This window comes from Ruegeria sp. BB5 (assembly GCF_056539405.1).
In genome coordinates, this window is the sequence record NZ_JBQFUX010000003.1 from 1 (window position 1) to 15,594 (window position 15,594).

A 15,594-nucleotide genomic window follows, 5' to 3' on the forward strand; every position below is an offset into this window, starting at 1 on the left:
CGCAAACCAGACGCAGGCATCACCTTGAATTTTTCGTGCAAAAACAGTATGGTGCGGGTGATAGGACTTGAACCTACACGACTTGCGTCGCCAGAACCTAAATCTGGTGCGTCTACCAATTTCGCCACACCCGCACGACCGGCCTTGAGCGCCGGATTGACGTGCTCAATAACAAAGGCTGCGACCGAGTGCGAGAGGGAAATTGGCTTTTGGCAAAGATTATTGCCCCCTTATTGGCGACAATCTTGGCGAGGCTGATCGTCATACCCGGCGCGCAGAATCCAAGCCTCTGAGGGTTCGTGAGCAGACTGAATCGGGCCAATAGTCCCAATTTATTGAATGTTTGGAACTTAGATCCCTGGCGAAAATCAGTACGACAGCATTTGATCCCTCAATTGGTCGTCCTACCAATAGTTGACGATTCATGCACATTAAAGATGGTCGAAAAATTACACTCGCTTACGTTGAGTTATCTGATTGAAAGATGGGCGCACCTAACACGGTTGCTTCGATCATCGCACCGGGAGGGTCGGAAAACCGGCTCGTAGATAAAATCTCTCTTCTAATTTATATTGTTATAAAACAATATATTATCCGCCACTTCCTCAAGAGAATTCATCCTAGAATCAACGCCTTGCTCAGCTATGGCGCCTTGATCCTTCAGTGTCGAAATTCTTCCCACTCGGCCATGAGTTGAGCGATTGTAGGGGCTGTGACCATATTTGCGCCACAATTCAAACGCCAAAAAATCTTATTCGCGTCAAAATAACACCGCCTTGCCAACAATTATGGAGTGCGGGAATTAATGAGTCTTTTTGCCTTCGGGCAAGTACGAGTTTCTTTTTTGCTCAACTCGAACACGAGGATCTTAACCGTGACCAATATGATGAACGCTGCTTCTGCCGAGCAAGACGCCATTGGTCTTGCCCGTGAAAGTTTTCTTGGTGAACTGAAGTCCTTGAACCGGAATCATCCAAACACAGGCTTCGGCGTGTCATTGCGTACGCATTCGGGGGGTCACTACCTGTTGGCCAACTCGCGCATGCCGTTGCCTCGAACGAAATCAAAAAGTTTTCCGACCGGGCGTCGCCTGGCTCTGCTGGAAAACAGTGAACAGTTCAGCGAGATCGAAGTGCTTGCCGATTCTCAAGCTTATGAAACGATCTCACCCGGTGACGAGGCCGATATTCTAGGCACCGCGCTGAATCTGATTGCTCGTATCGACATCATGACCAGCTCTCATGACGGTCAGGACCACAATCCCATTGCTGCCACTGGAACCGGAGGCTGACCATGGCCCGAAACGACCATCTTCTGTCCGTAGGAAATGAGGCGCTGACGCCGATGACTTCGGCCATGACTGCCCTGTCTACGCAGATCGACCAATTGACAGAGGTGGCAGATGCGCGATCCTCGGCGCGGCTTGCAACGCTAAAGACGAAGATGGAGAATTTTACGGCCAGTGTGACACTGGTTGGGCAGGTCAAGGCTGGCAAATCCTCGATCGTGAACATTCTGGCCGGGCGCCCCGCCCTGCTGCCGTCGGATGTGAACCCGTGGACCTCGGTGGTAACCACGCTGAACATCAACACCCGCACGGAAGGCGACAAAAAAGCCAAGTTCACCTTCTTCGAACAAGAAGAGTGGGACAACCTGATGGTCGGCGGTGGCCGATTGGGAGAACTGGCCAATCGCGCCGGGGCCGATGATGAGATGGAAGATATTCGCCGCCAGATCGGCGAGATGAAGGCCAAATCCGAATCCCGGCTGGGTCAGCATTTTGACCTGATCCTGGGACAAAGCCACCAGTATGACTATTTCGACGACGAACTGATCCAGCGCTATGTCTGTCTGGGCGATGACGAAGACCCGGATATCAACCCCAAGACCGGGCGTTTTGCCGACGTCACCAAATCTGCGGAACTGTTCATGGACATTCCGCAATATCCGATTTCGCTGAAACTCTGCGATACACCCGGCGTGAACGATACGTTTATGGTGCGCGAACAGATCACGCTGCGCAGCCTGCGCGGGTCCGAGGTTTGCGTTGTTGTTCTGGCCGCTAGCCAGGCGCTGACCACCATGGACATGGCGCTGATGCGGATCATCGCACAGTTTGAAAACCGCCAGATCATCCTGTTTGTGAACCGCATCGACGAACTGTCAGATCCGGTCAATCAAGTGCCGGAAATCCGCGACCGCATTCAGGACACGCTGAAACAAAATAATATCGACACGAGCACAAGCGTTGTGTTCGGCAGTGCCCTTTGGGCCGAAGCCGCCCTGACCGGCAATCCCGACATTCTGACAGAAGAGTCGCGGCAAGCCCTGAATACCTTCTATTTGGCAGCAGGGTTTGGTGATCAGGCCCCGTCGCTGGATAAAATCTGGGCATTGTCGGGTCTTCCCGATCTGCTGCTGGCGATGAATGAACGGATCGCTGACGGAGCGGGTACTCGCCTGTTGGATCGCGTCCGGCATCGCGCCCGCAATATCGCCAGCCAGATTCGGGCGACGGCTGTGGCCAAGAACCTGTCCGACGGCCAAGGGATCGTGCGGGATCTGGATGGTGTGACCCCCGAAGAGGCAATCGCCAAGGTTGCTGAGGAATACGATAAGAAGGCTGCGGAACTGACGACCGCCTTGCGCGACAAAGTGCTGGAACGTCTGAAATCGGCCGAGGCGAACTTTGTCAAACGCGCAACGGACTCTTTGATTTCGCATCTCGAACAGAATGGCGAGGAAGGCACTTGGCAATATGACCCGGCGGGTCTGCGCACATTGCAGAAAGCGGCCTATTTCAGCTTTGCCCGCGCGATGCGCAAAGAGGCAGGCGCGCTTTACAGTACCGCCGCGGCGGATGTCGAAGCGCTGTATCAGAAGCTTTTGGGCAACCATCTGGGTGAATTCAGCATCGAAGCCCCAATCGTCCCTCGCGTACCTCCGCCACTGGGCATCGGGCGCACCATTGCGCTGGACCTGCAAAGCACATGGTGGCGTCGCTGGTGGCAACGACGCAAAGGGTTCGAAGCATACGCTGCCGATTATACGCGCCTGATCGCATCCGAGGCGAACTCGATCACCAAGGACCTTGAGGAAAATCAGATCGCGGCGGTTCTGGAAAATGTCCGGGCCGGGTTGTCTGACTTCCTGCGCGAGCAGGCCGAGACCCTGTTGAACATCTCGGCCTCAGCCGAGCAAGACCCAAGCCAGGCCGCGCTTATGGCCGGTATAGCACCCAAGAAATCGCGCGACGATATCCTGGGTGACATCCTGAAAGATCTTAGTAACGAGGCAGCATAAGTAGCGATATGGCAAAAGACACACAAACCCGCTTCGTCTCTCCTAAGGCATGGGAACGCATCGAGCAGTGGTCCCGGCGCAAACCGATCTTTGCGCTGATGGGAGAGTTCAGTGCCGGAAAATCGACGCTGATGAACTTTTTGCTGCGCTCGCACGCGCTGCCAACGCAGGTCACGGCCACGCAACTGCCCCCCGTCTGGTTCAGTTGGGGAAAAGGTTCGGCCTATGTGCAGCGCCATGATGGTAGCCGCGAGAACATTACGCTGGACCAGCTTGATACCGTAGGGGTCAACGACGTTCAGTTCGTTCGCATTTTCCTTGAATCCGACATTCTGGAAGCGGTGGACCTGATCGACACCCCCGGCATTTCCGACCCGAAAATTTCCAGCGATGTCTGGCGTCGCGCGGTCGGGCAAGCCAATGGCGTGCTGTGGTGTACTCATGCCACCCAAGCCTGGCGCGAGACCGAGCGGGCGACATGGGTGTCATTGCCCGAACGGTTGCAGCATAACTCGCTGCTGTTGGTGACCCGCGCAGATGTGTTGGGCCAGAAAGATCGCCAAAAAGTGCTGCGCCGCGTGAACCGCGAAGCCGGTCATCTGTTTAACAGATCAATCCTGTTCTCGGCTCGTGACGCGATCACGGCGCGGGACAAAAGCGGTGACGCCGAACTGTGGGCCCGCAGCGGTGGCGGCAAGATGGTCGACAGCTTCCTCGAAATCACCGAACAGATCATGGACAACCGCGCTGATATGCTGGCGCGTTACCAGATCGACAACAGCCTGTCAGGCGACCTTCGTGTTCAGCCAATTCGCCCCAAGCGAAAGGAAGAACAGGCCGACGAACCGGCGCCGTTGAAACTGGTCGACCCCGTATCCGAATCCGAGGCGGGTGGCGCAGACGAAGTGGTCACCAACTTTCCAATTCGTCCAACGCGTGTCGAGCGCCGCGCCGAGGATACCGACCGGGAAGAACGCATCGATGCGGCCGAGGCCGAGCGCCTGCGCGCCGAAATGGTGGCGGAAAAGCAGGATGCTGAACCCGTCCAGGACGCCCAAGAGGACGAGCTGCGCGCCTTTTTCCGCGACACACCGGATACCGGCCTGAACTTGTCCGAGCACGTGCGGGGTTTCGACGAGGAAGACTCGTTCGATCTGCTGGATGATGACGAATTGGACGAAGATGACGATATCAACCTGTTGTCTGACCCCGAAGTGGACAGCCCTGCCGAAGAACTGGCCGCTTCGGACCCGATCCTTTCCTCGCCCGAAGGCGAGTTGGCAGACAAGTCCGAGCAGAGTGAGAGCGCCGAACAAGCACCGGAAGACCGTCGCGCCGATGTCTCGGTGTCATCAATTACGGCTTTGCTGGCGGAACAGGCGAAAGGCGCAGATGATGAGTATGAGCCCGAGCCCGAATCCAGTGGTCTTGTGGACATGCAAGTTGTGCCGCTGTCCAACGGTACTGCCCCTGACGAGGCAACCCCGGCCGCAAAAAACGGCGAAAAACTGGAAGACTTGCTGAACGTACCGGCAGGAAAACCGCTGAGCGCGGCTTCCATGTGGCGCGACATCACTGCGGATGAGGATTTGCCGGACGACGCTGAAGGCATGAAAAATGTGTTCGACGCGTTCCTCAAGGAATTCGACCAGATCGCAGCCGAGCATTACGCACGTCAGGCCAAGGATTCGATGCATACGGTTCCGAACGCTTCGAAAAACGGCGGGGCGGAATTCCATGTGTTGTGATCCGAAGCGCAGGTAGCAAGCGATGACAATCGAAGCCGCATTGAACACCGCGATGGACACCATACCCGACTGCATTGCAGCCGGGTATGTCGATATGGAAACGGGGATGTTGCTGGCGACCAACACCTTGGACACAGACAGCGCGGACGTTCTGGACACTTTGGCCATTGCCGTGGCTAACCTGTTTCAGGGTCGCGGCGTCAAAGCCTTTGAGGAATTGTTGCGCTCGGCCACAGCAGAAGAGTCGGATAGTCCGGGATTTGGGGAAATCGCGGTGTTTTCGAACGATCGGCTGCACATCTTTCTGCGGACCCGGGAATATCCCGATCACGTGGTCTGCTACATCTGTCACAACAGCGCCAATGTCGGGTTGGCGTTGACCAAATCGCATCTCAGCCTGGGGCCGGTAGCGGCTGCAGTTTAGACCGGACCAGAGGGGGGTCACGGCATGATGGACACGGACATACTTGATCTGCTCGACGATATCGGTCGCGCATCTGTCGCCCGCCTGAATCCGGCGGTGACCGTACCAGGCGAAACTGCCCAGGCGCGGCGCGAAAAGGTTTTGCGTACCATTCGCGGTACTATCCTGCCACGTCGGTTGGAATTCACCGCCGCCAACGGCGATTGCCTGGCGATTGAGGTCAACAGCTCTCGGGTGACGGATGTGTTTCGCGTGCAATCCGGTATTGCCCCGGATTTCGAAACGGAATCGCGTGAGGATCTGGCCGTCAAACTGGCGCAGCTGGTCACGGACATCGCCTGCGCTCCTGCTCCGCTTGAGCTTGTTTCCCTGCAACCGGACACGGCGCTTGAGGCGGATGACGTTGGCATAACCTACAGCGAGATCGAAACCGCTTGTGAAAACATAGAAGTGCCGACAGAGCCGGTTATTTCCATTGTTGCGGATGCCAACCCGGACGAAATAGCATCCGCCGATGAAGCTCTGGAAAGCGAAGAAAACGACACTCTTGCGCAGCGTTTCTATGACGGGTCCGAGCGGTTTGCACAGGGGCGTGTTCTGGCAGCCGGGGCCGACGGGGCAGCACTGCATATGGCAGGTGATTGCCAAGAAAATGGATCATTACACCCCGATTCTGACCTGCTGGCCCGCTTTGCCCGCGATCTTGCTGGTTGGAATGGCGACAGCGCCGCCGTGATGGACCATCCGCAATTGATTGTCATGCGCCCTTCGGGTGGCAAAGACGCCGGGCTGGCAATCCTGAACGATGGTAAAAACCTGGCAATGGCCGTACACGAGGCGCGCAAGCTGGGTGCCGTCGTCAATCTGTGGACCAATCTGAAGAGGCCGGACGGATGATTTCGGCCATAACATTCAATTTTTCGACTAATTCTATCCGTGATTACAAGTTACCAGGGTAAAGTTTATGAGTGAGAACAACCGTCGCGAGTTAATCCGTATTGCCGATGACATGAACGGCACCTCTAATGAAGAGACCCGCCAGTTCATTTCGCGAATTGTCAGCGACCTGACGAATCTGAAACCTTCGATTGCCTTTGTCGGGCAGATCAAGGCCGGCAAATCCCGTTTGATCAACGGCTTCACCGGGCAGGCCGAATACCTGCCGTCGGATGTGAACCCGTGGACGACGGTGATTACCGATATGCATTTCGGCCACCCATCGGGACGCACCGCAGGGGCCGAATTCCACTTTTTCGACAACCGCCAGTGGCAAGCGCTGATCGCCGAAGGCGAAGAGCTGCGCAACATGTTCCCCGATGACGAGGACAGCTATAAGCGCGAAATGATCGAAGAGCAGGTCGAGGCGATGAAAACCCGCGCCAAACTGCGTCTGGGTGAAAGCTATAAACACCTGCTGGGTCAGCATCACGATCTGGATGACCTGAATTCAGACGATCTGGCGCGCTATGTCTGTGCCGGGGATGATCCGACCGAAGAGGGTGAGCACGACCCTGGATCAGATCGTGGTCTCTACAGCGACATCACCCGCAAGGCCGAGGTCTATTTCGACATCGGCCACTTCCCGTTCCCGCTGACGGTGACGGACACGCCGGGCGTCAACGACCCGCTTTTGATCCGCGAGGAGATTTCGCGCCAGTACCTTAAGGAATCCGACTTCTTTGTTGTGGTTCTGTCTGCGCATCAGGCCCTGTCCCGCGCCGATCTGAAACTGTTCCGCCTGATGCAGGCGCTGGAACTGGGTCAGATCGTAGTCTTCATCAACCGCGTCGACGAATTGGGCGGTGGAGCCGAAGATGCGGGCAAGGTCCGGGCCGATGTGATGGACGGTCTGGAAAAAGCACTTGGCAATTCGGATATCGATGTGCTGATGGGCAGCGCCCAGTGGGCGCACTATGCGCTGACCGGGGACGAAACAGGTATCAACCATGATGAAGTCCTGGCCTGGCTGCGCGCGCATCCGGAACAAATGAAGCAATATCTGGACGGGGTCGAAGAAATCAAACGCGGCTCGGGCCCGATCAGCCGCGAAGGCGTCTTGCGGTTTGCCGCCATGATCGCTTCGGGCTTGCCAGACCTGCGCCGTCACGTGACCAGTGCGCTGACCGAGGGACCGCGCAATGAACAGCTGCGGATGGCTTGGCAGCACCTCAACAGTTTTGCCCAAGGCGAGCTAGAGCGCAGCAAGGCCCATCTGCGCGTCATCGAAGAGGAAATTAGCCCTGCCCCCGACAGCGGTGACGAGAATAGTAAGACGCTCGCCGATCTGCGCACACTGGTAACGCAAAAAACCTCGGAAATCGTCAATGACATGGACGATGTTCTGGCCAATCTGCGCGGGGTCATGGACGATACCGTGGCCGAGTCTGTCTCGGCTGTGGTTCGGGGACCGAACGGCGACTCACCCCTGCTTGCTAAGGGTGGGGATACCGAACTGAACTTCACTCCGCTGCGCGACCGAATGCGCGAGTTGGTTCAAGGGGCCACGCAAGTGGTGCGGCAGCGGATGCTGAGCGAATTGTACTCGATTGACATGCAAAGCAATGCCGCCTTGCGCGCCCTGCCCGGCTGGCAAGACCCAAGCGACAACCGCATGAATACCAGTGCCGTGCGCTGGTTCCGCCCGGATACCACAGCTCTGACCCGCGGCATTACGGTTGAACTGCGGGTCAGCTGGCTGTCACGTCTGATTTCACGCAAAAGCGTTGTCGCCCGCGCCGAACGCATGATCGTTCAGGAATTCGAGATGATCGGCGATGATCTGGTAGACACCGCCCGCAGCGATTTGTTGGAACGCCTGAACACCGTTTTGGATCACTATCTGGCCTTGCTGGCCGGGCATCTTGAACATCGCATTGGAAGCGGTGAAACCAATGAGCGCACCGAGGCTCAAATGGCCTTTGATCAGGCACAGCGCATCGTGGCAGAACTAAGCGCAGTATTCGGCGCGGATGACGTAGACAAATTACTAGCAGAGGCGGCGGAATGATCGAATTTCCCGGAACCGAACAGGAAGTAAGACAACTTGAACGCTTTCTGACCGTGACCGAAAACCTGACAGCCGATGAGGCACTGGGCGATATGCGCGATAGAGCGCTGTCCCATGCCGAACGGCTGTCCAACGCGGTCAACATCGGTTTTGCCGGGGAATTCGGGGCTGGCAAGTCCAGCCTTGCCAACATGTTGGCCGGGGCCGATATCCTGCCCACCGGGCCACAACACCTGAAATTGCCACTGGTTATCGTCGCCTATTCCGAAACTCCGGAAACCACCGTGGGCTGGTGGGATCGTGAACCCAAGATTTATTCCGGCATCGCTCTGGAAAAAGCAGCCGCGGATGAACCCGATTTCATTTCGGTTGGGCTGAACACCCCTGCCCTGCAGGAAATCTCTTTGTTCGATCTGCCGGGAACCGGCGCGCTGGACGACAATTACAAAGAGACGCTCGATCTGCTGAAATTCGTCGATTGTGCGATCTGGTGTACCAACGGGACCAATGCCTGGCGTGAAACCGAACGGCATCTGTGGGTACAAGTCCCACAAGAGCTGCGCGCCAATAGTCTGCTGGCCGTCACCCACACCGATCTGCCGCATGTCAGCGAAGCACTGGATCGGGTTCTGTCGCGGCTCAACAAGGAAAAGGGCGATTTGTTCCGCTCGGTCGTGCCTATTGGCACGCCGGTTGCCGTCCGCGCCATGGCGCAGGAGCCCGAGCCCGATTTTACCCTGTGGGAAACTTGTGGTGGCCAAAATCTGGCCGAACAGGTTTTAGAGATCGCATCCGCCCGCCGCCTGGCTGACCTTGAAGCCGCACAGGCAGACCTGAAACAGGACTTTCTGCCCTTTCTGGAAACGCTGGACCTGCCCGAGGCCGAGCCGCAGCCGGCCGACACTACCTCGATGCATGCCACGCTGGAATCCGCACTGCCGCCGCTTGAAAACCCGATCCTCGAGGACTGGCTGGCCGCAATTGCCAGTATCTACGAAGACCTGCGTGAATCGTCGGATATCGAACCGTCGGCCTTTTTGCATTCGTGCCAGGAAATCGTCGAAGATTTCGCCGAACGGTTAGAGCAAGGGGGCGAAATCGACCCCACGGCCGATTGGATCCCGGGCGAGTTCGAAAAGGCCACCGACCTATTATTGTTGTTGCAATTTGAAAGCGGTGACGCCCCCTTGAAGGACGCGATCAGCATTCTGGCACAGCTCAGCGATAACCTGGCCTGGGCAGGCAGCCGAGTGGATTCGGCGCAGCCAAAAACCGGAACCTGATAACTTCTCGTTAAAATTGAGTCGCGATACAGCGATTCGAATGCCCCAGAATCGCACCTAAAACTTTCTGACTCCGTTGACCAAGCGGAGACAAACAGTCGATCAGCTTGCATTTTGTGCAAGCTGATTTTCAACATTTAGGGAAACCACCTCATCGAAATACAATATGTAGTATTGATCCGAAAACGGTCCATAGTGAAGCCATGAGGCGGCCCCAATAAAGTCAAATTTGAAACGTCTAACCGTCTTAAGTGTCCTGCGGTTGTGTTTGGTTGTGAGTTCGAGGGCGATTTAGCCCAGTTAAATAAACCGCAAAACGATCAGAACGGGCGGAAAGAAATGAGCCACAACCAGGCGGTCGGTGCATCGCACGACGAACCGAAAATTGAAGGACTTCAACCCGGCGCAAAACTACTGCGCGGTCAGTATGAAATCCTGCGTTTCCTAAGCAATGGCGGCTTTGGGATCACCTATTTGGCCCGCGACAGCCTAGAGCGTGACGTGGTGATCAAAGAGTGCTTTCCGGGTGCCTTGTGCCGTCGCAATGGCGACATAGTCGAACCCGCCGATCCTGACCACAAGGACGATCTGCGCGCCATCATTGATTTGTTCATTCAAGAGGCACGCAACCACGCGCGTCTGGTGCATCCCAATATCGTAGACGTCCACCAGGTCTTTGAAGACAACAACACCGCCTATATCGCGATGGATTTCATCAAGGGATGCGATCTGTTGGATTACGTTGAGAACTCCGACAACAAGGCCGGGCCGGATTTCATCGTACAGGTGACCGAAAGGATGTTGTCTGCGGTGTCCTTCATCCACCAAAGCGGCATGCTGCACCGGGATATCTCACCCGACAATATCCTGATCAACGAGAACGGCGATCCGGTGCTGATCGACTTTGGCGCCGCGCGCGAGCAAGCGGCACAGCAATCCGCGGCTCTGTTGACCCTGCGGGTTATCAAGGACGGTTATTCCCCCCACGAATTCTATGTGCGTGGCGCCGATCAAGGCCCCAGCAGTGATCTCTATGTGCTGGCCGCCACGCTGTATCACGCCATCAGCGGAGAACGCCCAATTGATGGTCAGACCCGCCTGAACGCATTCAACAATGACCAGGACGACCCATACTCTCCGTTGGCTGGACAGTTCAAAGGCTACCCGGATGGGTTCCTTGAAGCGATCGACAAGGCGATGGAGGTTCACGTCACTGACCGCCTGCAAAGCGCGTTGGATTGGTTGCGCATGTTCCGCGGTCCGGGCGTGATGTTCGATACGTTCGACTATCGTCCGGTTTCCGTCATCGTTGCGATGGACCGCAAGGATGATGAGGTTGAAAAAGCCCGGATCAAAGCCGAAAGCGAAAACGCCGAGGCGGTGGTCACCGCACTACTGGCTGGCAACGCAGATCTGGCTCTGGGCAACGAAGATAAAAACGACGATGAACTGGCCAAGTTCACGTCCAAGGAAGACACGGCCGTCGCCGTTGACACTGTGGTCAAAAGTGGATCAGGCGGCAGCGGAAAACTGGTTGCGGGCATTGCCGTTGTTGTGGCCGGTCTGGCGGCGGGCGGATACTTCCTGATGACCAGCGAAAAACCGGAACCCGCACAGGACATTGCGGTTGTGGCCGAACCCGCAACGACCGAGACCACCACCCCAGCAACAACCCAGGTCGAAACTGTAACGGCAGCACCTGTCGAGCAGACTGCTGATACCGAAGCCCCTGTCGAGCAGGTGGCCAACACCGAACCTACGCCGGAACCAGTTGAACCGGCGCCCGTTACGGCAGAACCGACGCCAGAGCCTGTCGAGCAGACACAGGCCCCCTCGGCTGAAACACAAGAGGCCCAAGCCCAGACAGCCGAACCTTCACCCGCAGAGGTTTCGTCGGGAACCCCTGCGGAAACGCAAGTTGCCTTCTCGCATTGGGATGTCGAAATTCCGTTCCAGTTCTCGCGACGTCGTGTATCCACCGGCAGCATCATCGCCGTTACCGGTGTTGACCCGGCACAAGACATGTCGGTAATCGGCGATTGGGTAACGCGCGGCGCTGCGATCTATACGCTGAATGGCAAACCCATCCGCGAGAACGCAAGCTTCGCCGCGCATGTTCTGGATGATCTGTCCGTTGATCCTGACGGGTATATCCGTGTGACCGCGCGTTATCGTCCGCTGGGCAAGACCTTGGCCCAGAACGGCTTGCTGGCCCTGCCTGCCATCCGTGTGATCGGTTTGGAAAACGGCATTGGCTTTACCGTCCGCAATGAAGACGGTCAGGGCTGGAAGGCGACTGTAACGAGCACCCCCACCGACACGGCGGGAAGCCTTCGGGCTGGTGACGTTCTAATCTCGGAAGCGCAAACCGGGGCCATCCTGAACGAAGAAGAAAGCCTGGATGCCCTGCTGGAAGCTCTGGTTTCGGACAATCTCACGCAGGCCCGACTGACCGTGCTGCGCAACGGGGCCGAAGCTGAGGCCGTGATGCAGCTAGCGCAGGAGTAATCTGACCGGTTCGAAAGTGATCTGCCGCAAAGTGAAAACGAAGGGTGGTGCCTGGAAATCCGCCACCCTGACGGGGACCGGCCCGTCGCGGCAGATAAAAGTTGGTTTGGTTTCCAAATTGTAAGTGCCGTTGTGCCGATGCGCGCAGAGGCGAGTAGCAGCCCCGCAGGACGAAAACCCTGTGTCAAAAAGCAAAGGTGTCGACACCATGTTCAAATATAAAAGCCCTCTCAGCCGGCTTCTCGAAGGTGCCGGCAAACCTAAAGAAGCAGAAACCGAAGTAGAAGTGGTCGCGGAAGAAGCCGCAGAGCCCGAGGCGGAAAAGCCCCAGCCGATTGCGGATTTCAACGCACTGCGTAACGCGCTGGCCGGTGGCAACATGTCGTCGGAATCCTACGAAGAAGCTGACGAACTGATCCCCGAAAAGGACATGCCCGAGTTTTCCGACGAGCCGGAAGAAGATGCCTCGGATGACGTCGTGGTGACCGAAGTGGTCGAAGAGGCCGAGGATAACATCTTCGAAACACCCGAAACCCAGCCCGAACCAGAAGAGCCGGTTGTAACCCTGCACATCGCCACCGACGAAGAGATCGAGGCGGAAGAAACCGCACAGGCCGAGGAGCCGCAGGAAGAGGCCATTCTTGAGGTTGTTGTTGAAACACTTGAGACCGCTCAGCCCGAGCCGGTTGAACCTGCGCAACCAGAACCAGTCGCTGAAATCGCGCCTGAACCAGAAATTGCACCGGAACCGCCTCAGCCGGTTCAAGCGCCCGCCTCCGAGGACCGTCGTGGCCGCGTCAAAACCACGTTCCTTGGTTTTGAACGCGCCGACACGCACGTTCAGGAGATGATCGAAAGCGCAGAACCGGTAGCCAAGACCGAGACTGCGCAGGAAACCTTCCCTGTGGGTTGGCTGGTCGTAACCGCCGGACCGGGTCGTGGATCCTGCATCACCCTGACTGAGGGGCTGATGCAGATTGGTCGCAACGACGACCAGGCTATTCAACTGGACTTTGGCGACACCGGTATTTCACGCAGCAATCATGCGGTGATCGCCTATGATCCCGAAGACCGCAAATGCTATCTGGGTCACGGCGGCAAAGCCAACCTGGTCCGTCTGAACGGCAAACCGGTGCTGAGTACCGTTGCGCTGTCCAGTGGCGACCTGATCCGGATCAGCGAAACCTCAGTTCGATTTGCCGCCTTTTGCGATGACGGCTTTGACTGGCGGGATGCTTAATAGATGCTGGCGCAACCGGCATATGACATTGCTCTGATCCTGGAACAGGGTCAGCGCGACTCGCAGGAAGACGCGATCGCGGCGCGCATGTTCGATGCGGCCAATGCCAGCTATGTTGTCGTCGCCGACGGCATGGGTGGTCATGCGGCAGGCGAAGTCGCCTCGGAACTTGTGATTGCCGCCTGGCGCGAGGCCCTGGACGCTGAGCTTGAAAGCAATACCCCAACCGAAAGCGCAATAATCGACGCGTTGCCCTTGGCTGCCATGCAAGCCAATGCCGCAATTGCCGCGCGCTGCGAGGAAAACGGCGAGGACCTCAACATGGGGTCTACCCTTTTGGGGGTGCTGTTGCTGGAACAGCGCGTGTTCTGGATTTCGATCGGCGACAGCCCGTTGTACCTGTTCCGCGACGGGGTGCTGCGCCAGATCAACGAAGATCACTCCATGGCTCCGGTCATTGACGCGCAGGTGGCCCAAGGCACTCTGACAGAGGCTGAAGCGCAGGTTCACCCGGATCGCAACCAACTGACATCAGTGGTCATGGGGGCCGAAATCCCCAAGGTCGATTGCCCGGAAGAGCCGCTGCACCTGACTGCAGCAGATGTGTTGATCCTGGGCAGCGACGGGTTGCAGTTCCTCAGCGACGCGGAAATTCAGACCATTGTGCAGGCCAACGCACATGCATGGGCGCAGGACATCGCCGAAGCGTTGTTGCAGGCGCTTCACGCCAAGTTTGACCCCGATCAGGACAATGCCTCGATCGGTGTTGTGAAATTAACAAGAAACTAACCAAGGCAAAGATACAGGACCCATGAAAACCCATCTGTTCATATCCAGCCTGGCACTTGCTGCCGCGGCCGGAGCCGCCTCGGCACAAGAGGCGTGCTCAACCTACGAAATCCAATCAGGCGACAGCCTGCGCGAATTGACGATCAATGTTTATTCGACCGAGGATTTCCGCATCATCTTTGACGCCAACCGCGACGTGATCGGCAACAACCCGAACATCATCCGCGTGGGCGACGTACTGACCCTGCCCTGTCTGGAAGATATCGGGCGTGCGCGGGAAGTTCCGCAAACGGAAGCAGAAGCCATGGCAGCCGAGATGGCGGCCGAACTGGTTGCAGCAGCCGAAAAGCGGGCAGCTAAAGCAATAGCCGAGGCCGAAGCCCGCGTAGCAGAAGCCGAGGCCGAAGCCAAAAAGACAAGCGAGGACGCGGTGGTTGCAGCCAAAGCCGCGGCCCGCGAAGAGATCGAAGCCGCCCGCGCCGAGGGTGCCGCACTGATCCGCGACGCGGATGGCGGGATCCGCCCCGATATTCGGGATCGCCAGTTGCTGCTGATCACCGGCGGCAACTATGCGCCGTTCACAGATGAGGCCCTGCCCCATCGCGGCCTTTATACAAATCTGGTGGAAACCGCGATGCTTCGGGCCGCACCCGAGCAGGCCTACAAGATTCAATTCGTCAACGACTGGTCCTCGCATCTTGACCTGCTGATGCCGACACTGGCCTTTGACGGCACCTTCCCCTGGTCGCGCCCCAATTGCGAAACGGCCGAAGCCCTCTCGGAAAATGACCGGGCGCGGTGCGAGACTTACAATTTCTCGAACCCGTTCTATGAGGTTGTGGACACCTTCTTTGCCCGCGAAGGCTCGGGCTATGAACAGACGCTGACCTATGCCGATTTTGCAGGCACCACGATCTGCCGCCCCGAAGGTTGGTCACTGTCGCATATGGATGCAGTGGGTCTTTATGAACCGGCGATCACGCTGATGCGCCCGGTGTCACCGGATGATTGCTTTCACGCGGTTATGGAAGGCACTGCCGACATCGTCGCGATCGAAGCTCACTTGGCCGTCGGTGCAATCAGCCGCCTGGGCTATGAGCATCGCATTCTCGAAAACCCCAACCTGGCGGCGATCAAGTCGCTTAACGTCATGACCCACAAAGATAATCCGGATGGGGAAGCGATCCTTGAGACGCTCAACCAGGGTCTGGCAATCATGCAGCAATCTGGCGAATGGCGTGACATCGTTTCGACCGCTCTGCGTCATCAAATGGAAAATGGCTAAGGCCTCA

General features: G+C 57.2%; 11 protein-coding genes and 1 tRNA gene. 11 read left to right on the plus strand and 1 reads right to left on the minus strand.

Translation table 11 applies throughout. The annotated features are described in order from the left end of the window. Positions 1-49 precede the first annotated feature (49 nt). A tRNA-Leu gene (locus ACR0DL_RS09880) sits at positions 50-134 on the minus strand. Between the two features lie 749 nt (positions 135-883). Between ACR0DL_RS09880 and ACR0DL_RS09885 the strand changes: the two genes are divergently transcribed. The 11 genes from ACR0DL_RS09885 (at position 884) to ACR0DL_RS09935 (ending at position 15,587) form a co-directional block, all read left to right on the plus strand. Then, complete coding sequence (locus ACR0DL_RS09885; protein ID WP_174818865.1) at positions 884-1,291, plus strand: hypothetical protein; 408 nt, start codon at positions 884-886, stop codon at positions 1,289-1,291. A 2-nt stretch (positions 1,292-1,293) separates the two neighbouring features. Next, positions 1,294-3,303: a dynamin family protein gene (locus ACR0DL_RS09890; protein ID WP_170377101.1), complete on the plus strand. Its 2,010-nt coding sequence runs from the start codon at positions 1,294-1,296 to the stop codon at positions 3,301-3,303. An 8-nt stretch (positions 3,304-3,311) separates the two neighbouring features. Then, positions 3,312-5,051 (plus strand): dynamin family protein, encoded by a 1,740-nt coding sequence (locus tag ACR0DL_RS09895; RefSeq protein ID WP_480688879.1) that lies wholly within the window; start codon positions 3,312-3,314, stop codon positions 5,049-5,051. Between the two features lie 22 nt (positions 5,052-5,073). Continuing rightward, entirely contained in the window at positions 5,074-5,475 is a 402-nt protein-coding gene (locus ACR0DL_RS09900; protein WP_170349886.1) for a hypothetical protein, read from the plus strand. 24 nt (positions 5,476-5,499) lie between these two features. Further along, a complete protein-coding gene (locus tag ACR0DL_RS09905; protein ID WP_480688881.1) occupies positions 5,500-6,372 on the plus strand; it encodes a hypothetical protein in 873 nt (290 codons plus the stop codon). 67 nt (positions 6,373-6,439) lie between these two features. Continuing rightward, positions 6,440-8,482 carry a dynamin family protein gene (locus tag ACR0DL_RS09910; protein ID WP_170349888.1) on the plus strand — a complete coding sequence of 681 codons (2,043 nt, stop codon included), beginning with the start codon at positions 6,440-6,442 and terminating at the stop codon, positions 8,480-8,482. Next, on the plus strand, positions 8,479-9,765 hold the full coding sequence (locus ACR0DL_RS09915; protein ID WP_170361720.1) for a dynamin family protein: 1,287 nt from the start codon (positions 8,479-8,481) through the stop codon (positions 9,763-9,765). The genes ACR0DL_RS09910 and ACR0DL_RS09915 overlap by 4 nt, the downstream gene beginning before the upstream one ends. 339 nt (positions 9,766-10,104) lie before the next feature. Further along, positions 10,105-12,273, plus strand: a complete 2,169-nt coding sequence (locus tag ACR0DL_RS09920; protein WP_480688883.1) for a serine/threonine protein kinase — start codon at positions 10,105-10,107, stop codon at positions 12,271-12,273. Positions 12,274-12,481: 208 nt separating this feature from the next. Next, positions 12,482-13,513 (plus strand): FHA domain-containing protein, encoded by a 1,032-nt coding sequence (locus tag ACR0DL_RS09925; protein WP_170505919.1) that lies wholly within the window; start codon positions 12,482-12,484, stop codon positions 13,511-13,513. A 3-nt stretch (positions 13,514-13,516) separates the two neighbouring features. Beyond that, positions 13,517-14,302, plus strand: coding sequence for a PP2C family protein-serine/threonine phosphatase (locus ACR0DL_RS09930; protein ID WP_480688885.1), 786 nt, complete (start codon positions 13,517-13,519; stop codon positions 14,300-14,302). A gap of 22 nt (positions 14,303-14,324) precedes the next feature. After that, complete coding sequence (locus ACR0DL_RS09935; protein ID WP_170349893.1) at positions 14,325-15,587, plus strand: substrate-binding periplasmic protein; 1,263 nt, start codon at positions 14,325-14,327, stop codon at positions 15,585-15,587. The last annotated feature ends 7 nt before the right edge of the window (positions 15,588-15,594 follow it).

Excerpts from the sequence above, each read along its gene's own strand:
- ACR0DL_RS09885 (WP_174818865.1), top strand. The coding sequence starts at position 884 with ATGATGAACGCTGCTTCTGCCGAGCAAGACGCCATTGGTCTTGCCCGT.
- ACR0DL_RS09890 (WP_170377101.1), top strand. The coding sequence starts at position 1,294 with ATGGCCCGAAACGACCATCTTCTGTCCGTAGGAAATGAGGCGCTGACG.
- ACR0DL_RS09895 (WP_480688879.1), top strand. The coding sequence starts at position 3,312 with ATGGCAAAAGACACACAAACCCGCTTCGTCTCTCCTAAGGCATGGGAA.
- ACR0DL_RS09900 (WP_170349886.1), top strand. The coding sequence starts at position 5,074 with ATGACAATCGAAGCCGCATTGAACACCGCGATGGACACCATACCCGAC.
- ACR0DL_RS09905 (WP_480688881.1), top strand. The coding sequence starts at position 5,500 with ATGATGGACACGGACATACTTGATCTGCTCGACGATATCGGTCGCGCA.
- ACR0DL_RS09910 (WP_170349888.1), top strand. The coding sequence starts at position 6,440 with ATGAGTGAGAACAACCGTCGCGAGTTAATCCGTATTGCCGATGACATG.
- ACR0DL_RS09915 (WP_170361720.1), top strand. The coding sequence starts at position 8,479 with ATGATCGAATTTCCCGGAACCGAACAGGAAGTAAGACAACTTGAACGC.
- ACR0DL_RS09920 (WP_480688883.1), top strand. The coding sequence starts at position 10,105 with ATGAGCCACAACCAGGCGGTCGGTGCATCGCACGACGAACCGAAAATT.
- ACR0DL_RS09925 (WP_170505919.1), top strand. The coding sequence starts at position 12,482 with ATGTTCAAATATAAAAGCCCTCTCAGCCGGCTTCTCGAAGGTGCCGGC.
- ACR0DL_RS09930 (WP_480688885.1), top strand. The coding sequence starts at position 13,517 with ATGCTGGCGCAACCGGCATATGACATTGCTCTGATCCTGGAACAGGGT.
- ACR0DL_RS09935 (WP_170349893.1), top strand. The coding sequence starts at position 14,325 with ATGAAAACCCATCTGTTCATATCCAGCCTGGCACTTGCTGCCGCGGCC.